This is a genomic window from Nonomuraea basaltis, assembly GCF_005893125.1.
In the GTDB taxonomy this organism is placed as follows: Bacteria; Actinomycetota; Actinomycetes; order Streptosporangiales; family Streptosporangiaceae; genus Nonomuraea; species Nonomuraea basaltis.
In genome coordinates, this window is sequence record NZ_VCJS01000050.1 from 47,177 (window position 1) to 66,318 (window position 19,142).

At 70.6% G+C, this 19,142-nt stretch carries 16 protein-coding genes; 9 read left to right on the forward strand and 7 right to left on the reverse strand.

The annotated features are described in order from the left end of the window. The first annotated feature begins 12 nt into the window (after positions 1-12). On the forward strand, positions 13-1,926 hold the full coding sequence (locus EJK15_RS23980; protein ID WP_206061071.1) for a DUF2264 domain-containing protein: 1,914 nt from the start codon (positions 13-15) through the stop codon (positions 1,924-1,926). Between the two features lie 67 nt (positions 1,927-1,993). On the opposite strand, the gene EJK15_RS23985 is transcribed toward EJK15_RS23980, so the two are convergent. The 4 genes from EJK15_RS23985 to EJK15_RS24000 all read right to left on the reverse strand — a co-directional run bounded on the left by EJK15_RS23985 (position 1,994) and on the right by EJK15_RS24000 (position 9,286). Further along, the gene (locus tag EJK15_RS23985; RefSeq protein WP_138712705.1) at positions 1,994-3,136 is read right to left on the reverse strand and encodes a substrate-binding domain-containing protein; all 1,143 of its coding nucleotides are present in this window, start codon (positions 3,134-3,136) and stop codon (positions 1,994-1,996) included. Beyond that, the gene (locus EJK15_RS23990) at positions 3,133-5,055 is read right to left on the reverse strand and encodes a heparinase II/III domain-containing protein (RefSeq protein ID WP_138712706.1); all 1,923 of its coding nucleotides are present in this window, start codon (positions 5,053-5,055) and stop codon (positions 3,133-3,135) included. The genes EJK15_RS23985 and EJK15_RS23990 overlap by 4 nt, the downstream gene beginning before the upstream one ends. Before the next feature lie 232 nt (positions 5,056-5,287). Beyond that, positions 5,288-7,579, reverse strand: a complete 2,292-nt coding sequence (locus EJK15_RS23995; RefSeq protein ID WP_138712707.1) for an FdhF/YdeP family oxidoreductase — start codon at positions 7,577-7,579, stop codon at positions 5,288-5,290. Positions 7,580-7,789: 210 nt separating this feature from the next. Continuing rightward, positions 7,790-9,286: a hypothetical protein gene (locus EJK15_RS24000; RefSeq protein WP_138712708.1), complete on the reverse strand. Its 1,497-nt coding sequence runs from the start codon at positions 9,284-9,286 to the stop codon at positions 7,790-7,792. Positions 9,287-9,509: 223 nt separating this feature from the next. Here EJK15_RS24000 and EJK15_RS24005 point away from each other — a divergent pair, with 223 nt between their 5' ends. Together EJK15_RS24005 and EJK15_RS24010 are read left to right on the forward strand one after the other, a co-directional pair. Further along, positions 9,510-9,803: a Fe-S cluster assembly protein HesB gene (locus EJK15_RS24005; protein ID WP_138712709.1), complete on the forward strand. Its 294-nt coding sequence runs from the start codon at positions 9,510-9,512 to the stop codon at positions 9,801-9,803. 215 nt (positions 9,804-10,018) lie between these two features. After that, entirely contained in the window at positions 10,019-11,023 is a 1,005-nt protein-coding gene (locus EJK15_RS24010) for a nucleoside hydrolase (RefSeq protein ID WP_138712710.1), read from the forward strand. Between the two features lie 76 nt (positions 11,024-11,099). Here the strand turns inward: EJK15_RS24010 and EJK15_RS24015 are convergent, their stop codons facing one another. Then, entirely contained in the window at positions 11,100-11,531 is a 432-nt protein-coding gene (locus EJK15_RS24015; RefSeq protein WP_138712711.1) for a MarR family winged helix-turn-helix transcriptional regulator, read from the reverse strand. A 141-nt stretch (positions 11,532-11,672) separates the two neighbouring features. Between EJK15_RS24015 and EJK15_RS24020 the strand changes: the two genes are divergently transcribed. The 4 genes from EJK15_RS24020 to EJK15_RS24035 all read left to right on the forward strand — a co-directional run bounded on the left by EJK15_RS24020 (position 11,673) and on the right by EJK15_RS24035 (position 15,532). Further along, positions 11,673-12,194: an MFS transporter gene (locus tag EJK15_RS24020; protein ID WP_240777174.1), complete on the forward strand. Its 522-nt coding sequence runs from the start codon at positions 11,673-11,675 to the stop codon at positions 12,192-12,194. A gap of 37 nt (positions 12,195-12,231) precedes the next feature. Beyond that, positions 12,232-13,053, forward strand: coding sequence for an NmrA family NAD(P)-binding protein (locus EJK15_RS24025; protein WP_138712712.1), 822 nt, complete (start codon positions 12,232-12,234; stop codon positions 13,051-13,053). Next, the gene (locus EJK15_RS24030; protein WP_276615426.1) at positions 13,050-13,427 is read left to right on the forward strand and encodes a pectate lyase; all 378 of its coding nucleotides are present in this window, start codon (positions 13,050-13,052) and stop codon (positions 13,425-13,427) included. Before EJK15_RS24025 ends, EJK15_RS24030 begins: the two co-directional genes overlap by 4 nt. Positions 13,428-13,951: 524 nt before the next feature. Next, a complete protein-coding gene (locus EJK15_RS24035) occupies positions 13,952-15,532 on the forward strand; it encodes an alpha/beta fold hydrolase (protein WP_171074500.1) in 1,581 nt (526 codons plus the stop codon). A 242-nt stretch (positions 15,533-15,774) separates the two neighbouring features. On the opposite strand, the gene EJK15_RS24040 is transcribed toward EJK15_RS24035, so the two are convergent. Further along, positions 15,775-16,332, reverse strand: coding sequence for an NUDIX domain-containing protein (locus EJK15_RS24040; protein WP_138712714.1), 558 nt, complete (start codon positions 16,330-16,332; stop codon positions 15,775-15,777). 64 nt (positions 16,333-16,396) lie between these two features. On the opposite strand from EJK15_RS24040, the gene EJK15_RS24045 reads away from it, so the two are divergent. Next, positions 16,397-17,152, forward strand: coding sequence for a GntR family transcriptional regulator (locus EJK15_RS24045; protein WP_138712715.1), 756 nt, complete (start codon positions 16,397-16,399; stop codon positions 17,150-17,152). A 68-nt stretch (positions 17,153-17,220) separates the two neighbouring features. Next, positions 17,221-17,907, forward strand: a complete 687-nt coding sequence (gene deoC / locus EJK15_RS24050) for a deoxyribose-phosphate aldolase (protein WP_138712716.1) — start codon at positions 17,221-17,223, stop codon at positions 17,905-17,907. A 255-nt stretch (positions 17,908-18,162) separates the two neighbouring features. On the opposite strand, the gene EJK15_RS24060 is transcribed toward deoC, so the two are convergent. Further along, entirely contained in the window at positions 18,163-18,774 is a 612-nt protein-coding gene (locus EJK15_RS24060; protein WP_138712717.1) for a TetR/AcrR family transcriptional regulator, read from the reverse strand. Positions 18,775-19,142: the final 368 nt, after the last annotated feature.

Sequence of the window (19,142 nt, forward strand, 5' to 3'; positions counted from 1 at the left end):
ATAGGAGCACCCATGCGCATGCTGCGGGAGTTCGACGACCTGCGGCTCTCGCCCTACACCGGCTGGACCCGGAACCACTGGGCGGCGCTGGCCGATCATCTCCTCCTGTCGGCCCGGCGCTACGCCTCGGCCTCGCACGCGCGCATCTCGTTTCCCGGCCCGCCGGGCGGATACGGGGCCGACGTCGACGCGCTGGAGGGCTTCGCGCGCACGTTCCTGGCCGCCGGATTCCGGGTGGCGGGAGAGAGCGGACGCGACCCGCTGGGCCTGATGGACTGGTACGCGCGGGGACTCGCCACCGGAACGGATCCTCGTTCACCCGAGCGCTGGGTACGCCTCGACGAGCACGGCCAGGCGAAGGTGGAGGCCGCGTCCATCGCCCTGGTGCTCCACCTGACCAGGCCGTGGCTGTGGGACCGGCTCGATCCGGTCGTGCAGGAGCAGGTCGTCGACTATCTCGCGCCCGCGGTCGGCTCCGACTACCCCCCGATCAACTGGGTCTGGTTCCAGATCGTCGTCGAGCAGTTCCTCGCCTCCGTGGGCGGGCCCTTCGAGCGCAAGGACATCGAGGAGGGGCTCGCGCTCTCCGACGGCTTCGCTCGGGAGAGCGGCTGGTACGCCGACGGCGCCGAGCGCGCCTACGACCACTACGCGGGATGGGCGCTGCAGTTCTACCCGCTGATGTGGGCCGAGATGGCCGCGGGCGACCCGGCGGCGGACTCGCGGCGGCCGGTGTATCTCCAGCGGCTCGAACGCTACCTGCACGATGCCGTCCACCTCGTCGGCGCCGACGGATCCCCCCTCATCCAGGGCCGCAGCCTCGCCTACCGGTTCGCCGCCGCCACCCAGTTCTGGGCCGGCGCCCGCGCGGGCGTCGCGACACCCGGCCCCGGGCTCCTCCGCCGGGCCGCCTCCGGCATCGCCCGCCACTTCACCGACCACGGGGCGCCCGACGAAGAGGGGATCCTGACGCTCGGCTGGCACGGGGCCTGGCCGCCGATCGCCCAGTCGTACTCCGGTCCCGGCTCGCCGTACTGGGCGGCCAAGGGATTCTTCGGCCTGACCCTGCCCGCCGATCACCCGGTGTGGACGGCCGTCGAGGAACCGCTGCCGGTCGAGTCCGGCGACTACCACCTCACCGTCGCCGCCCCCGGCTGGCTGGTCAGCGGCACCCGCGCCGACGGCATCGTGCGCGTGGTCAACCACGGCACCGACCACTCCCGTCCCGGGACACACCTCACCGACTCGCCCCTGTACGCGCGGCTGGGGTACTCGACGGCGACCTCGCCCGTGCTCGCGGGTGAGCATGCCGCCGAACCGCTGGACCAGTCGGTCGTGATCCTCGACGAGAACGAGCGGCCCAGCCACCGCACGGGCTTCGAGACACTCCTCGTCGATCGCCTACCCACGGGCACGCTGATCGGCGCCTCGCGCTGGCAGTCCCACTGGGTCACTCCTGAGGACGACAGCCGCGATCACGGCTCCGGACGGTCGGGAGCGGTACGCCTCGGGCCGTGGATTGCCGTGATCTCCGCCGTGCGCGGCCCCTGGGAAGTGCGCCTGGTGCGGCTGTCGGCGCCGGCCGGGGAGCAGCCCGGCCCGCTGCGGGTCGGGGGATGGCCGCTCCCCCAGGGTCACGCGCCGGACGGCGCCGCCTGCTCCCGCGTCATCCCGGGCGCAGGACTCGACCTGTCCGGCGCCACGTCAGCGGAGAACTCCTCGCCGCTCGCCCCGTGGACGCTCGTCCCGTGGTGCGCCTCCAGCACGCCTGCCTTGCTGGACACGTGGTACGACGTGGCGGTGTACCTCGGCGGACAGGAGCCGGGCGACCCGCCGGTCCTGTCCTGGGACGGCCCGGCGCTCGCCCGGCTGACCTGGCCGGACGGAACGGCCGACGTCCTGGACACCACCGGCGCCCGCTTGTGACGACGTGTCGCCGCCATGACGACGGCCCTGCCATGACCTCCTGGCCTCGTCAGGCGCGGCTCGATGGCTACGCCGAGGAGGAGCGTACGATCAGGCGCGGCTCGATGACGACGCGGTGGGTGGGCCGTTCCGGGTCCTGGTCGGCCAGGCGGGCGGCGAGAAGCGCGAAGGCCGCCCGGCCGATGGCCGACTTGGGCGGCCGCACCGCGGTCAGCGGCGGGTCGCACAGCTCGGCCACCTCGTCGTCGTAGGTCACCACGGCGAGATCGGCGGGCACCCGGATGCCGCGCTCCTGGGAACGTGAGACCAGGCTGATCGCCTCCGGATCGGAGTGAATGAGCAGCGCCGTCGTCCCGGAGGCGATGCACTGGTCGAGCACGCCGTCGAGCACCTTCTGCCACTCGGGATCCGGCTGATCGACCGTGTCGGCATCCGGTGTGCCGTCGAGCCGGAGACCGAGCTCCTCGCTCGCCTGCCGCCATCCGCGCCGCACGTGCGGGGTCGTCGGGCTCTGGAAGGTGGTGATCAGCCCGATGCGCCGGTGGCCGAGCGTGACGAGGTGCCGTACGGCCATGGCCGCCCCGAGCGCATGGTCGCTGACCACGGATTCCATCGCCTCGTGATACGGCCCGACGGTGGCGGTCCGCTCGATGAGGACCACCGGCACGCCCGCGCCCTGCAGCCAGCGCACCAGCGCCTCGCCCTCGTCGCCGGTGGTGGTCGGTGCCACCAGCAGGCCGTCCACGCCCACCTCCTCGACCAGCCGGGCGAGCTGGCGGCGTTCGTCGGAGGCCCGATAGGTGGCGCCGCGCAGCACGATGCGGGCACCGGAGGCCGCCGCGGCCTCGCGAACCCCGCGGATCACGTCGGGCCAGTAGTAGGTCACCGACGGCACCACCATCCCGATCGTGAGCTGCCGCTCGGCCGCCGCCTTCGGTTCCGGCGCGGGACGCGGCGGCGGGGAGTCGTCGCGGTCGGAGCCCGCGAGCGTGTCGGCCACCGCTCCGCCGTGCAGGACGGCACCGCCGCGGACCCGGCGGATGAGCCCTTGGGAGGAGAGCAGCGCGATGTCGCGGCGGATGGTGATGGCGGAGACGTCCAGCTCCGCCGCGAGTTCGTTGACGCGTACGACGCCGCGCCGGCGCAGCAGTTCGACCACCTGGGCGCGGCGCTCGTCCGGCAGCGGCCCCGGCGAGTCTGACACCGTCATTCCTGCACCCCCACCCGGATCTCGAAGGCGCCGGTCGCCGTGCCGGGCAGCCGCAGCTCCAGCCGGGTCACGTGATCGCCCCACACATCCGAGAGCATGGGGTCCTCCAGCGTACGGACGGTGAGCGCGGCCGTCGCACGCTCCGGGTCCCAGGTGACGAGCGCGGCCCGTCCGCCAGCCGGCGGCCGGACGACGACCTGCCCGGCGGCCGGCCGCTCGATCCGCCCGGCGAGCAGCAGATGCAGGACGCTGGGGTCGCCGTCGCCGGTGAAGCTCCACGTGTCCTCGATCGTGACCCGGGCCGCGTGGCGGTCCAGCCGGGCCGTCCGCCTCCATCGCGCCGGCTCCGGCAGGGGGTAGGCGGCGGCCAGGTCCAGCCGCACCTCGAAGAGATCGGGCTTGTCCACCACCTCGACGTCACGGGCCCGGAATCGGGCGCCCTGCCCCTGCTGCGTGCCTCGCATCTCGGGGACGTTGTGCCAGCCGCTCTGCATCGTCCAGATCGCGTAACGGTCCGGACCGAACGTCTGCGCCGTGTACGTCGGCCGGCCCGCGTCGACGAGCACGGGCACGCCGTCCACGGCGACGACGAAGGAGCCGACATCGTTGTGGTTGTGGTGCTCGTCGTTGTGCCCGCCCTTGATCGCGAGCGTGAGCCCGCGTGCCGTCCCGCCGGCCGAACGCGCGACACCGACCTGCGTCCCGGGCAGCCAGACCGCGGCGACCAGAGGCGGCTCGCTCCGTTCGGCTCCCAGCCATTCGGCGTCGGTGAGCTCCCTCAAGGCCCGCCCGAGCTCGACCGTGGCGGGAACCGCGGCCGGGCGCTGGGACGCCGCGTGCCGGACCCCGTCGTCCTCGCCCAGCCGGCGAGCCCAGCGGTAGGGCACGTGCCACGGCTGATCGCCCGGCGGCCGGGCCCGCGAGTCTGCGAGGTTGAGATACCACGGCCCGCCCAGATGCATGCGGTGGGGGAACCGGACCGTCTCGCGCACGACCGGGATCCCGGCCGCGTCGAGCGCCCCTGAGGTGGCGTGTTCCAGGAGGTCGAGCGCCTCGAGCGCGCGGCACGCCCCGTTCCACCAGTATTCGTAGCCCTCGTCGACGGAGCCGTCGTCCGGCAGCGCCGCGAGGTAGCGATCGATCCCCGCCAGGGCCAGGGCGATCTGGCACGCGCGATCCTCTCCCGGCGCGGCCAGGCGCAGCGCCGCGACGAGCACGTTGCCGCAGATCCACGGGCACCAGTTGTGCACGTCGCCGTCGAACCCCAGCCAGTGCCAGTCGCGCCGCCGGACGAACGGATCGAGCACCCGCCCGCGCACCTCCGTACGCACCCGTTCCCGCAATCCTGGGAACCGCGCGTCCAGCTCCGCCCCGAGAACCTGGTCGGCCCAGGCCAACTGGGCGGCGACGTCGGCGGCGCCGAGGTCGAGGCACGGAGCGGCCACATCGGGCAGCACCGTCCCGCGCGGACGGCACGACTCCTCGTGCGCCGGCCAGCACCACGAGCTCTGCTCGCACAGCTGGACGATGCCGTCGGCCACCTCGTCCAGCCAGATGCCCGCACGGCTCACCACCGCCATGAGCACCGCGCGGGTCAGCCGGTCCTGGCGCTCGAACACGTTGCTCTCGTACACCGTCCGGTTCCCGTCCCGGAAGAACCGCGCGTACTGCGACGCCAGCGGCTGTGGCCAGGGCGTGCCCAGCTCGGCCTCCGCCTGCTCGCGGACGGCGGCGAGGGTCTCGGCCGGGATCCGATCCCAGACGGCCGCCCCGGCGGCGGGCGCCGGCAGGGCCGCGTCCGGCGGCAGCAAGGTGCGGATCAGGCTGTCCTGCGAAGCCGCGGCCTTCCAGGCGGCGAGCAGCGGGCCTGGCGCTCGATCCGGCCGGCCGGCCGAAGAGCCGGTTGCAGTGTTGGTCATAGTCCTCCTCGCCGACGTCCCATAGTACCGATCGAAAGTGATCGAAGTTGAATCAAGGAGGGTCCTGATGAGGAAAACTGATCGGACGGCGGCAAGCTGGAGCTGTTCCGCGCCGTGTTCGTGCACGAGCAGGAGCGTCCGCGGCCGGGTGAGCGGCGCGGGCTGCTGCTCCCGGTGTCCTGGATGCTCGAACGCGCGGCGACCGAGCACCCTGAGCACCGACCGCAGGCGGTCACTCCTCCCCTGAGGTCGCCGCTTCCAGCCGGATCACGATCGCCTTCGAGGTGGGCGTGTTGCTGTGGTCGGCGACGCTGTCCAGTGGGACCAGGACGTTGGTCTCCGGGTAGTACGCGGCGGCGGAGCCGGGCGTCGTGGGGTAGGACACGACGGCGAAGGAGGGGGCGCGGCGTTCCACGCCGTCGTGCCAGACGCTGACCAGGTCGACCTGGCTGCGGTCGGCGATGCCCAGCTCGGCCAGGTCGGCGGGGTTGACGAGCACGACCCGGCGGCCGTGGTGGATGCCGCGGTAGCGGTCGTTGCCGGAGTACGGGATCGTGTTCCACTGGTCGTGAGAGCGCAAGGTCTGCAGGATCAGGTGCCCCTTCGGCGCCTGCAGCATGGTGAGGGCGTTGCGGGTGAAGACGGCCTTGCCGCCGGGGGTGGGAAAGACACGCCGGTTGACCGGGTTGGGCAGGCGGAAGCCGCCGGGACTGGCCACGCGAGTGTTGAAGTCCTCGAAGCCGGGCACGACGCGGGCGATGCGGTCGCGGATCGTGCCGTAGTCCGCCTCGAACGTCTCCCAAGGGATGTCCGGCTGATCGGCGAGGGTCAGGCGGGCCAGCCGGCTGATGATGGCCACCTCGCTGAGCAGGCTGTCGGAGGCGGGGTGGAGGCGGCCACGAGAGGTGTGCACCTGGCTCATCGAGTCCTCGACCGTGACGAACTGCTCCCCGCCCGCCTGGAGGTCGCGGTCGCTGCGGCCCAGCGTCGGCAGGATCAGCGCGGTCTGGCCGCAGACGGTGTGGGAGCGGTTGAGCTTGGTGGAGATGTGCGCGGTCAGCCGGCAGGTGCGCATGGCGCGTTCGGTGGCCGTGCTGTCGGGGGTGGCCCGGACGAAGTTGCCGCCGACCCCGAGGAACACCTTGGCCCGGCCGTCCAGCATCGCCTGGATGGCGCCGACGGTGTCCAGGCCGTGCTCGGCGGGCGGGGTGAAGCCGAACTCCCGTTCCAGCGCGTCCAGGAACGATTGCGGCATGCGTTCCCAGATGCCCATGGTGCGGTCGCCCTGGACGTTGCTGTGCCCGCGCACCGGGCAGACCCCGGCGCCGGGCCTGCCGAGGTTGCCGCGCAGCAGCAGGAAGTTGACGATCTCGCGGATGGTGGCCACGCCGTGCTTGTGCTGGGTCAGGCCCATCGCCCAGCACACGATGATCTTCTCGCTGGCCAGCACCCGGGCATGGACGCGCTCGATCTCGTCACGGGTGAGACCGGTGGCCGCCAGCACGTCGGTCCAGGCGACACCGCGGACGTGCGCGGCGAAGGCGTCGAAGCCCGTGGTGTGCGCCTCGATGAACGCGTGGTCCACGACGGTGCCAGGACGCTCGTCTTCGGCCTGGAGCAGCAGCAGGTTGAGCGCCTGGAACAGCGCCAGGTCGCCGCCGGGGCGGATCTGCAGGAACTCGTCGGCGATCTGCGTCCCCCGGCCGATGAGCCCGCGGGCCTTCTGGGGGTTCTTGAACCGCATCAGCCCGGCCTCGGGCAACGGGTTCACCGCGATGACCTGCCCGCCCGAGCGCTTGGTCTGCTCCAGGGCCGACAGCATCCGCGGATGGTTGGTGCCGGGATTCTGGCCGACGACGAAGACCAGGTCGGCGTCGTGGATGTCGTCGAGGCTCACACTGCCCTTGCCGGTGCCCAGCGTCTCGAGCAGCGCGAAACCGCTGGACTCGTGGCACATGTTGGAGCAGTCCGGCAGGTTGTTGGTGCCGTACGCGCGGGCGAACAGCTGCAGCAGGAAGGCGGCCTCGTTGCCGAGGCGGCCAGAGGTGTAGAAGAGGGCCTCGTCGGGGTCGTCCAGGCCGCGCAGCTCATCAGCGAGCAGGCCGAGCGCCTCGTGCCAGCCGATCGGCTCGTAGTGGTCCGAGCCGGGGCGCTTGACCATGGGCTCGGTGAGCCTGCCCTGCTGGTTGAGCCACTGATCGGACTTGCCGCCCAGCTCCGAGACCGAGTACTGCCGGAAGAAATCGGCGGTCACCCGGCGCGTGGTCGCCTCGTCGGTGACGTGCTTGGCGCCGTTCTCGCAGTATTCGTTCTTGTGCCGCCGCCCCGGCTCAGGCCAGGCGCAGCCGGGGCAGTCGATGCCTTCGGCCTGGTTGACGTTCAGCAGCGTCAGCGCCGTCCGGCGGATCGACGTCTGGCCCAAGGAGTACTCAAGGGCGTGGGCGACCCCGGGCAGCCCGGCCGCCCAGGTCTTGGGCGGAGTGATGGACAACTGCTCGCCGTCCTGGCCTTCGACCGTACTCATCGATGTCTCTCCCCTGGTGGCACGTGCGCGAAGGGTACCGCCGACGCTTTTGACGTCCGTCGGCGACCCATGCGAAACGCCGTCGCCCCGCGTGCTCCTTACTTCAGGCCGGTCGTGGCCAGGCCCTCGACGAGCCGCTTCTGGAAGAACAGATGAAGAAGGCGTCGACGGCCAGGAACTTCGGCACCAGCAGCGGCAGACGATGCCGGCTCATCCTCCCGGCGGCACGAACACATGCCACCTCTTCCCACCGTCGATCCGCAGATCGACCGCGGTCCAGGACTTGAGGAAAGGCGCCGGAGGCCGCCGGGAGGTCGTGATGACGCCGACCCAATCGCGCCGTCCCATCGCGGCCCTGATGGAGGACGGTACGGATGACCTGCCGCCGTAGTGACGAAAGACGCCGTGTGAGGCGCACTGGGCCAGGTATCCGATCTGTACGGCGTCATGGCCGTACAGGAAACACGGCGGCCGCATCCCCATCCGCTTGAGCCGGGCGACGATCTCGGGCGCGACGGCGCGCTCGGCGTAGACCTGCTGGCCGTGGATGTAGACGGACTTGGCCTGCACGACGAAGTAGCACGCGACGCCCACGACGGCGAGCACCGCTGAGCCCCGCCGCCGGCACAGCCGGGCAACGCCCGCCGAGACCGGGAGAGCGAGCAGGGCGTAGGCGGGCAGCAGGAAGCGCGGAGCGGCGTACCCGACGGTGAAGACGTAGGACAGGGCGAGCGACAGTCCGCAGGCCAGGGCCGCCACGAGAGCACGCCGCCGGGCCGTCCACACACCCAGCGCCGCGAAGACCGGCACCGCCGCGAACCAGGCGACCTGTGTCAGCGGCAGGCCCCCGCATTCGACGCCGAAGCGGCACAGCAGGGGTCCGTTCAGCGCGCGCAGATGGTCGGGGAGGCTGAAGTGCAGTCCGGTCGCGTTCTCCGCCCCCGCCGCGTGCAGGCGCGCGAGCGGCCCGCCGTACCGCAGGACCGCCTCGGCCATCCACTCCGCCCAGCCGATCGCGAGCCCGGCCGTCGTGGCGAGCGCCGGCCGCCGGCGCCTTCGCGCGATCCCATACCCGAGCAGCGGCAAGGCCAGCCAGGTCGCGTCCGAGGGGCGCATGAGCGAAGCGACCGCGAACGCCGCCACGATCCCGGCATTGGCCAGGCGCGCCCTCGGACGCACCTCGGTCAGGCAGGCCAGGCCCACTCCGGCGACGGCACTGTAGGCGACCCACATGTTCGGCATGGCCTCGTTGGCGTAGAACAGCGACAACCACAAGCCGCCGAACAAGGCGGCGGCGACCGGCGCCACCGCTCCGGCCTGCAACCGAATCCACGGCATGTAGGCCAGGAACAACGCGATCCCCGACAGCAGGCTGAGATAGACCCGTATGGCCGTCACCGAAGGGGTGACCAGCGCGACAGGAGCCACCAGGAGCTGAACCCCGCGGGCGCGTGGCGCGGTGAACTCGGCTGCGGGGACGCCGCGGGCCACCTGGCTGATGTACACGCTCTCGTCCCATCCGAGCCCGATCCTGACGGTCAACGCCAGCTGAACCGCCGTGTAGCAGATGGCCACCAGCGCCAGCGCCACATGCGGCCGGCGCACGGCGTTCCACGCCCGCAGCCGGTCAGCCCGCCAGGCCCTTGCCGCGCCGTGAGGGACGCCGACGGTCTGGCCCGCGACTTGGGAAGCATCGGCCTCATCCATGCCTGTCACGCTACGAAGGGCGGGGTCAGAGGCCGTTCAGTTGACGGTTAGCGGCTGGCATTCCCTACGATGCCGAGATTGGGCGCCTTTGGTACCAATTGGGGTTTTTTGCTGCTCTGCCCGGGCAACACGTCAGGGTGTCGCCCCTGGGTCCCCGTCTCAGGAAAGGACGGGTGCAACTGCTCCTTCACGACCATGGAATTTCGCCAACCGAGGAGTCGCCGTGCTTACGCTGACCGCCGATGCGGTCGCAGCAATCCGTGATCTGACGTCACAGCCGGAAACGCCGGAAGACACCGGGCTGCGCATCGCATCGTCGTCTACCGATGGTCTTGTCGGATCCCTTGAGCTGTCGATCTCGGGTGGACCGCACCCCGGCGATCAAGTAGTCGAATCAGAGGGCGTTCGCGTGTTTCTCGAACCGAACGCCGCCTCGTTCCTGGAGGACAAGACCCTCGACGTAGAGATCACTCAGGAAGACCAGCCCACCTTCCGGGTACTGCGCCAAACGCCCTGATCCGTCCAGCCGAAGGCGCAGGCGTTGTTCGAGACCGCCGCCAAGATCTGCCTCGTCCCGGCCTGACCCCCGGCTCCGGCGGGAACCCCGCTGCGTACCGGCCGGCGCAGGACCGTGCCTGGGCTGGGATCGCCGAACGGGCCGTGCCGATATCGATATGAGCCATCCTGGGCTTAACTGGATCTCGGACCATCGCCTCGAATCCGGGAAAACTCATGAAAAGAGTCCTGCTCTCCCTCGTCCTGGCCATGGCGACACCGGCGGCTCTGCCTGCGCCGGCCGATGCCCGTCCACCCGCGGTCATCTTCGACACCGATATGGACTTCGACGATGCGGCCACGCTGGCCTACCTCGCTCAGGAGCACAAGGCCGGCCGCATCGACTTACGCGCCATCACGGTGACGAACAACGGCGCCGGCTTACCGGGCAGGGCGATCCGGCACGCGCGGTGCCTGGCCGAGCGCCTCGGCCTGCGGAACGTGTGGATCGCCGACGGAACGGGCACGGCGCCCAACTCTTTCCCCGCCGAGCTGAGACAGCTCTTCGACAGAGTGCTCACGGCGGCCACGCCCGGCTGCTCCGGCGACGAGACGCCATCGCGGCCGCGCGCCCCGGAGCTGATCAGAAAGGTGCTGCGGGCCGATCCTTCGGCTCAGGTCATCGCCACCGGCCCACTCAGCAACCTGGCCGGCGCGCTGCCGTACTCCGCCTCCCGGCTGACCACGATGGGCGGAGCCGTCAAAGTGGGCGGGAACCTGTGCTGCGGCACCCCGCCGGAGTTCGACGGGACCCAGGAGTTCAACTACTGGCTCGACCCCGCGGCCGCGCAGGCGGTGCTCACCCGGAGCCGGGGAACCGTGCGGATGGTGCCGCTGGACGCCGCCAACGAGGTGCCCATCACCAGCGCGTTCATAGATCGGCTCGGCGCCGGCCACCGCACTCCGGCCGCCGACACCGTACTGGAGATCGTCACACATCCCGAGGTCCAGCCCCTGATCGCGGCCGGCCTGCTCTACTGGTGGGATCCTCTGGCCGCGATGAGCGCCGTCCATCCAGGGCACGTCGAGTTCACCACCGGACGCCTCGACGTGGTGCTGACCGGCCCCTCAGCCGGGCGCACGTTCCTTTCGCCCTCGGGGCGCCTGCTCTGGTACGGCACGACAGCCGACACCGCCGCGTTCGAGCAACGTTTCCTCGACACCCTGAACGGCACCGGGTAACCGACGGACGATCGCCGGGCCACGACATGGATGGACGATGCGCATGATGCGGAGCGATGAGGGCGGCGCCGCCCCCTCAGCTCTCCTTGGCGAGGCGATCGGCCTGGGCACGGCCCACGGCGGCGGCTCGGTGGAGGTAGTCGGCGATGACGGCCAACTCCGCATCCCCGTATCCCTCCAGCGCCTCGGCGAACGCCTGGCTCGGCAGGTCCCAGGCCGTACCGATCCTCTCCCGCGCCGAGGGCGCCAAGGAGACCAGGGCCCGCCTGCGATCTGCAGGGTCCGCGTGTCGTACCACCAAACCCGCCTTCTCCAGCCGATCCACCAGGCGCGTGGCGGAGCCGGGCGTCAGGCCGGTCAGCCGCGCGATGTCACCGGTGCTCACCGGCCCTGACTCCAGGTCCAGCAGCGCCACGCACTGCAGGTCGGTGGAGTGAATCTGCAGATGGTCGGCCATCGCCTGGTTGAACAGGACGTACGCCGCATAGTGCCGCTGACTCTCGTCCATGATCCGCTTCAGCGTTTCAGCTCGATTTGACACCGGACAGCCCCATACCTCACATTTACTTGCGTCACACAATCTTTGTGTGGCGCACTTTTTGTGCCACGCTCACATCTTACCCGCTGCCGATCCCGGATAGGGGACCGCATGTCCACACCCATTCGCGCCGCACCAGTCCAGGCCGGCAGGCGCTGGGCCATCCTGGCCGTCATACTCGCCGCCGCCGTCCTGGACCTGCTCGACGCGACGATCACCAACCTCGCCGCTCCCACCATCGCGGCCGACCTCGGCGGCGGAGAGGCCCTCATCCAGTGGCTCGGCGCCGGGTACGCACTGGCGCTCGGTGTCCTGCTGGTCCTCGGCGGACGTCTTGGCGACAAGTACGGGCGGCGTCGGCTCTTCCTGATCGGCATCAGCGGCTTCACCATCGCATCCGTCGCCTGTGGGGTGGCAGGTGACGCGGGCACACTGATCGTGGCCCGGATGATCCAGGGGGCGTTCGGGTCGTTGATGATCCCACAGGGGTTCGGCATCGTGGGGGCGGTCTTTCCCCGTGATCAGCTCGGCAAGGCGTTCAGCGCGTTCGCTCCGCCGCTCGGCGCCTCGATCGCCTGCTGTGGCCTGGTGCGGCCGCTCCCCCGCAAGGCGCACGCTCACCACTCCCACTGAACAGCCCTTGTCCATCATCAGAGAGGCATGTCCCGATATGACCATTCTTGTTACCGGCGCTCGTGGCGCTGTGGCGACCGAGCTCATCGCCCTCCTGCGTCAGCGCGGCCTGCCCGTCCGCCCGGCCTCAAGTCGTCCGACCGACCCGTCGATCGCCACCTGCGACCTGACCGACCCGTCCACCTTCCGCGGTGTCCTGGCGGGCGTCAGCTCGATCTTCCTGTACGCCGAGTCGTCGCACATCGACGCCTTCGTGAAGGAGGCCGTCACCGCCGGAGTGGAGCACATCGTGTTGCTCTCTTCGTCCGCCGTGCTCGCCCCGGACGCCGAGGCCAATCCACTGGCCAAGCACCACCTGGACGTCGAACACGCCCTGACCGCCGCCCCCATCCGCAGCACGATGCTCCGCCCCGGTGCTTTCGCCGGTAACGCCCTGGCCTGGTCCTGGCCCATCAAGGCCGGCGCCCCGGTGAGCCTGCCCTACCCGCAGTCGTACAACGATCCCATCCACGAGGCCGACCTCGCCGAGGCGGCCGCCGCCGTCCTGGCCGACCCCACCCTGAGCGGCCGGGCGTACACGCTGACCGGACCCGAGCCGATCACGTGTGCCGGGCAGATCGACATCCTCAGCCGCGTTACGGGCCAGGACATCGCCATCCGGAACGTCACCCGCGAGGAGTGGAAGGCGGAGATGGCCGAATACGTGTCCGGGCCCATCGCGGACGCGCTGCTGGACTGGCAGCGCTCGAACGACGGTGTTCCGACCGAGATCACCACGGACGTCGAGCGGCTGATCGGACGGCCCGGCCGTACGTTCGCCGCCTGGGCGCAGGAGCACGCGGCCGCCTTCACGCGCTGACGTGCACACGGCCGCCACGGCACGTCCGTCGATCCGACAAGGTCTTCCAGCACAACGGCGCCGGAACCCTGACCATCAGGAACTTCCAGGTGCACAGCTCCGGCAAGCTCTACCGCGCCTGCGGCAACTGCTCCACCTCCTACCAGCGCCACGTGGTCATGGACGGCGTCACCGCCCGCTCCACCAAGGTGCTGGCCGGCATCAACACCAACTGGGGCGACACCGCGCGCTTCAGCCGGATCACCGTGTACGGCAGCGCGACCATCTGCGAGAAGTACAAGGGCGTGCCCAAGGGCAGCGAGCCCACCAAGATCGGTGAGGGCGCCGACGGCGTGAACTGCCTCTACTCCGCATCCGACATCACCTACCGGTAGCCACCACCGGCAGGCGGGTACGGCCCCGGCACCCAGGACCGGGCCGTACCCGGTCGGAAGCCAACGCCCACAGAAGCTGTTGCATCCGTCCAGGCCATGCGACGGAGACCGAGCCGGCAGGGACGCCGCCCTGCCGGCTTGGTCATGCCGCCCGGCGGTAGGTGCTGCCGGGTCCGACGCGGGTGGTGACGCGGGTGATCGTGGCCGGGGGCGGAGCCGGACGCGCTCGTGCACGCCGCGAGGACCAGACAGGCAAGCAGGCCGACGGGCTTGATCATCACGATCCTCACCGTCATTGTCAGAAGCTTTGGCCACCGCTGTTGTATCGTGCTGCCGTCGATCTGTCGCGTTCAATGCGGTGACCGTTCGCGCTCACCGCCGACGCCAGTTTTGAGGCTGTCGCGGCCGTCGACCGGGGGATGATCAAGGTCTGTCGTGTGCCGCGCAAGCGGGCCGGCCGGCCGACCGATGATTGGAGCAATGTGCGAGGAAGATCTTCTCTGCTTGCCGCCGCCTTCGTGGCGATGGCGGCACTGTTACCCGTCTCGACGGCCAACGCGACAGCCGGGGAGGCCGCTGGAGACAGAGCCTCGGGGGCCACCGGCAAGGGCGGCATCGCCTGGGCGCCCTGCGAAGAGGAACCCACCGCCGAGTGCGGCACGCTGGCCGTCCCGATCGACTGGTCGAAGCCGAACGGGGCCAAGGTCGAGCTGGCCGTCGCGCGACGCAAGGCCACCGACCCCTCCGCCCGGGTCGGGTCCCTGGTGCTCGGCGCGGGCGGCCCGGGCGGATCGGGCGTGGAGTTCGCCTACAGTTCCCCCGGATTCTTCACCGAGGAGATCCACAAGCGGTTCGACATCGTCGGCTTCGACCCGCGGGGCGTGGGCCGCAGCAACCCGGTGATCTGCTCGGCGTCGGTGTTCAACCAGATGCCGTACGCGGTCATCAAGAACCAGGCCGAATTCGTCAAGTGGACCGCCTACAACGAGAGGCTCCGCGCCGACTGCCGGGCCCGCACCGGCCCCCTCTACGACCATGTCGACTCGCGCAACGTCGCGCGGGACATGGACGCCCTCCGCGCCGCGCTCGGCGAGGAGAAGCTCACCTTCTACGGGGTCTCGTACGGCACGCTGCTCGGACAGATGTACGCCGAGCTGTTCCCGAACCGGATCCGGGCCCTGGTCCTGGACAGCAACATGGACCACAGCCTCGGCGTCAAGGCGTTCCTCGACAGCGAGGCCGCCGCCGTCGAGGACGCCTTCGACCAGTTCGTCGGCTGGTGTGACCAGGAGCCCAGCTGCGCTCTGCACGGCAAGGACGTCCGGGCGGTGTGGGAGCGGATCCTGGCCAAGGCGCGCAAGGGCGAGCTGTACTACCCGGGTGTCCCGGATCGCCCGATGACCGAGATCCAGGTCCTGTGGCAAGGCGTGCTGGGCACCGAAGGACCCGCCTGGCAGCTGCTGAGCGAGATGCTTCGCGCCCTGGACGGCGGGGCGCCGCCGGAGTGGGTGCCTCCGCTGCCCGGCCGCCAGCCCGTGTCGGGTGAGGTCGCCCAGCTGCCGACCGCGATCCTCTGCCAGGACTACAGCCTCCGGGTGCGCAACTACAAGGAGTACGCCTTCCTGTTGCGCAGCTCCAACCGGCGGGCGCCTGACATGCGATACAACCCGATGCCGATGGAGGACCTGCCTGTCTGCCTCGGCCACCCCACGACCAACCCGCAGCACCGGCTGCGCTACACGGGCACCGCTCCGATCCTGCTGGGCAACTCGCTGCACGACCCCTCCACCCCGTACTCCTGGTCCGCCAACGTGGCCCGGCAGCTCGGCCCCAAGGCGCGCTTGCTCACCTACGAGGGCTGGGGTCACCGCATCTACGGCAAGGACGAGTGCAGCACGGTGCCGATCGACAACTACCTGATCTCGCTGACCGTGATCCCGCAAGGCTTCCGCTGCCCCGTGGGCGGCAGATTCGAGACCAAGATGAAGAAGTCGCAGCGTGAGCTGTGGCCGACGGACAAGCTCTCCTGGGGCGGTTCCATCGTGACCCCGTCCCGCCTCCAGTCGGCCCCGGCCGCTGCCGGCACGTCCAAGACGTCCGGCTGAGCTTCGACCGGCTTTGACCGCGCCGTGATCACACCATCGTCGGCGGCGCGGTCGGCGGCGGCCCGCGTCCGGATGCGGGCCGAGGTGGCCATCGACCCCAAGGAGACGAGCGCCCGCCATGCCTATGTGGCAGGCGGGCGCACCGTCACAACGCGCCCAGCGCGCTCGTACAGAGAACGCCGCCAAGTCCGATCAGTCCGAGTATGCACACGATCTGTACGGCGGGTCGCCGCCGGCCCGGTTCAGCCTGGGGGTGTGCGCAGCAGGAACAGGGTGTACGCGGCCAACGTGGAGTTGTCGGTGATGACCCCGTCGCGGATCATGTCCTCGAGCTCGGCCCGCGAGAACCACCGGTGGCGCAGGTCTTGCTCCTCGACCTCGCGCGCCGCCTCCCCGTGCGACAGCTCCGAGGCCACGAACACGTCGAATCCCTGTGACGACATGCCGGTCGCGCAGTAGAGCCGTCCCAGGTGGTGCATCACCCCAGCCGTGATGCCGGTCTCCTCCCGCAACTCCCGCCGGGCCAGCGGCTCGGGATCGCCCACGACGAGGCCGGGCAGCGACCCCTGCACGAACTCCCACGACCGCGAACGCACCGGATACCGGTACTGCTCGACCAGATGGAAGCCGCCGTCCTCGACCGCGATGACCAGCGCGAAGTCGGGCTTGTCCACGTAGGTGTAGACGCCCTCGGAGCCGTCCAGGCGGACGATCCTGTCCTCGCGCAGCCGCATGTACGGCGACTCGTAGGCGACTCTCGTGGAGATCTGGCGGATCGGGTGTTCAAAGTCCGGCCGCATGCTCACCTTCCCTTTCGACTGTAATCAGTATAGCTGTATATACAGCTAGTGTTATAGTCGAGGTGTGAACGCGACAGGCAAGCAGCCCGAGGACTTCGCGCCTCGCTACTTCGTCATCGAGCAGGCGCTGCGCGAGCGCGTGGCCGCCTCCAGACCGGGGGACGCGCTGCCCTCGGAGAGCGAGCTGAGCGAGGAGTTCGCGGTCAGCAGGATGACCGCCCGCGCGGCCATGCAACGCCTGGTCGCCGACGGCCTGGTCGTACGGCACCCGGGCCGGGGCACCTTCGTGGCCCCGCCGCCGGGCAGCCGCCGCGCCGAGAGCCTGGTCCGCTTCAGCGAGGAGATCCGCCGTCGCGGGCAGCGGCCCTCCTCGCGGCTGTTGTCGGCCACCACCCGCGCCGCCACCCCGCAGGAGGCCGACCGGCTGCGGCTGGGCAGGCGCGGACGGGTGATCGCGGTGGAGCGCGTGCGGCTGGCCGACGACCTGCCCATCGCTCTCGAGCGGGCGTTGTTCCCCGGCACCCTGCGCGGCCTGCTGGAGGCCGATCTCGAGCATGGCTCCCTGCACGCCGCCCTGATCGCACTCGGCCGCACACCGGCGCGCGGCCACGCCCGCATCGGCGCCGCCACGGCGGGCGAGCGCGAGGCCGGCGTGCTCGCCGTGAACCCCGGCGCGCCGTTGCTGGTCGAGCACCGCCTGATCCTCGACCAGAACGACGAGCCGCTGGAGCTCACCGACTCCCTGTACGTCGCCGCCCGATACGGCCTCGACGTCGCCTTCACCGTCGACTCCCCGGCCATGGACGCCCTCCGCCCGTGAACCGCCACCGCCGTCCCCCATCCGGCGCATTCCCCGCCCCAATTCTCCATCGCGAAGGAGCCGCGCTCATGACCTACACCGTCGCCGACGTCGCCAAGATGATCGACCACTCCCTGTTGCGCCCGGAGCTGACAGAAAAGGACGTGCGCGCGGGATGCGACCTCGCCGCCCATTACGCCGTCGCCTCCGTCTGCGTGAAACCGTGCGACGTGGCTCTGGCCGCCACGCGCCTCGACGGGACCGGCGTGTCGGCCGGCACCGTGGTCGGCTTCCCGCACGGCTCCTCGTCCTCCTCCATCAAGGCCGCCGAGGCCCGTGCCGCCGTGTCCGACGGCGCCCGCGAGCTGGACATGGTGCTCAACATCGGGCGCCTGCGCGGCGGTGACGACGAGGCCGTGCTCGCCGACATCCGCGCGGTCGTGGAGGCGGCCCCCGGCATCGTGGTGAAGGTCATCTTCGAGAACGCCTACCTGACCGAGGACGAGAAGGTCCGCGCCTGCCGCCTGAGCGAGCAGGCGGGCGCCGCCTACGTCAAGACCTCCACCGGATTCGCCCCCGGCGGCGCCACCCTGGCCGACATCCGCCTCATGCGGGCCAACGTCTCCGAGCACGTCAAGGTCAAGGCCGCCGGCGGCGTACGAACCCTCGACGTGCTGCTGGAGCTGACCGCTGCGGGCGCCAGCCGGTTCGGCGCCACCACCACGGCAGCCATCCTGGACGACCTCGCCGAACGGCTCGCGCGCACGGGGGTATGAGCCGGTGTAGTTGTCGTCGTAGGACCAGCCGGCGAAGGGGCACCAGGGCCGGATCGGGTTCGGTGGTGCGGTCGTCCAGCATCGACGACATCACGAAACGCGCCGGCGTCAACCGCTCGACGTTCTATGAGCACTACGCCGACGTGCATGACCTGGCCGCAGCAGCTGAGCACCGCCGTCTGGCCCTACCTCGTCGCCACCGGATCGACGGCTGCTTTGAAGGTGTCTTCGAACCCTCCAGACACCCAGAGTTGATCACGGATGTGGGCCTCCAGGCGGCGCGGCGGGAACGACGCAGGACAAGGCGCGGCGCAGGACGGTGGCGAAGGAGTCGGTGTTGCCGGGTTCGAGCCAGTGCCGTCCCGCCACGCGGACGGCGCCGGCGACCGCGGCGGCCGTGACCGCGGGGAACAGGTCGCGTCCGGGGTCGGAGCCGGTGCGCGCCGCGATCGCTTCGGCGAGCGGGCCCTCCGCCATGGTGAACGACTTCAGGGCCTCGCCCTCCAGCTCAGGCGTCGACATGATCATGCGCAGGCCGGCCTTGTCGGGCTCGGGGTTGGTGTAGAGCTCGATGATGGCCGCGATGACGGCCTGGTCCAGCGGCTCGCCGACGGGCCGGGAGCGCAGCGCCTGCCCCGCGCGTCTGGACTGGTCGGCCTGGAAGGCGCAGATCGCCTCCTCCCTGCTGGAGAAGTAGTTGTTGTAGGTACGGGGCGAGACGCCCGCGGCCGCGGCGATGTCGTGGACGCGGACAAGAGCCAGCCCGTTGGGGCCCTGCTCGATGGCCAGGCGCAGCGCCGCCTGGCTGATCGCCTCCCGGGTGGCCTGCTTGTTGCGCGCCCGGAGATCCATCGCGTCGTCGTTCATGGGTTAATCCTATCCAGCATTGCGTGCCGCGCACTATATGCGTGCCGCGCAAATTAGGGTAGAGTGCGCGGAGACGCCTGGCACTCGCCCCTGGAGAGTGCCAATCGCACGGTGTGTACCGGGGCGGCGAGGTCTGCCGGCGGGACATCCCTTGGCCGACGGACCGTCCGTCGCGGGCGCCGTCCCGGCACATGCCCCACCAAGAGCAGGAGCAGGAATGACTTCGAAGATGATCGCGTTCGACGAGGACGCCCGGCGCGGTCTCGAGCGCGGTATGAACCAGCTCGCTGACGCCGTCAAGGTGACCCTGGGCCCCAAGGGCCGCAACGTCGTGCTGGAGAAGAAGTGGGGCGCTCCCACGATCACCA

Excerpts from the sequence above, each read along its gene's own strand:
- EJK15_RS24035 (WP_171074500.1), top strand. The coding sequence starts at position 13,952 with ATGGCGGCACTGTTACCCGTCTCGACGGCCAACGCGACAGCCGGGGAG.
- EJK15_RS24000 (WP_138712708.1), bottom strand. The coding sequence starts at position 9,286 with ATGGATGAGGCCGATGCTTCCCAAGTCGCGGGCCAGACCGTCGGCGTC.
- EJK15_RS24040 (WP_138712714.1), bottom strand. The coding sequence starts at position 16,332 with ATGCGGCCGGACTTTGAACACCCGATCCGCCAGATCTCCACGAGAGTC.
- EJK15_RS23990 (WP_138712706.1), bottom strand. The coding sequence starts at position 5,055 with ATGACCAACACTGCAACCGGCTCTTCGGCCGGCCGGCCGGATCGAGCG.
- EJK15_RS24010 (WP_138712710.1), top strand. The coding sequence starts at position 10,019 with ATGAAAAGAGTCCTGCTCTCCCTCGTCCTGGCCATGGCGACACCGGCG.
- EJK15_RS24025 (WP_138712712.1), top strand. The coding sequence starts at position 12,232 with ATGACCATTCTTGTTACCGGCGCTCGTGGCGCTGTGGCGACCGAGCTC.
- deoC (WP_138712716.1), top strand. The coding sequence starts at position 17,221 with ATGACCTACACCGTCGCCGACGTCGCCAAGATGATCGACCACTCCCTG.
- EJK15_RS24015 (WP_138712711.1), bottom strand. The coding sequence starts at position 11,531 with ATGGACGAGAGTCAGCGGCACTATGCGGCGTACGTCCTGTTCAACCAG.
- EJK15_RS23985 (WP_138712705.1), bottom strand. The coding sequence starts at position 3,136 with ATGACGGTGTCAGACTCGCCGGGGCCGCTGCCGGACGAGCGCCGCGCC.
- EJK15_RS23995 (WP_138712707.1), bottom strand. The coding sequence starts at position 7,579 with ATGAGTACGGTCGAAGGCCAGGACGGCGAGCAGTTGTCCATCACTCCG.
- EJK15_RS23980 (WP_206061071.1), top strand. The coding sequence starts at position 13 with ATGCGCATGCTGCGGGAGTTCGACGACCTGCGGCTCTCGCCCTACACC.
- EJK15_RS24060 (WP_138712717.1), bottom strand. The coding sequence starts at position 18,774 with ATGAACGACGACGCGATGGATCTCCGGGCGCGCAACAAGCAGGCCACC.
- EJK15_RS24020 (WP_240777174.1), top strand. The coding sequence starts at position 11,673 with ATGTCCACACCCATTCGCGCCGCACCAGTCCAGGCCGGCAGGCGCTGG.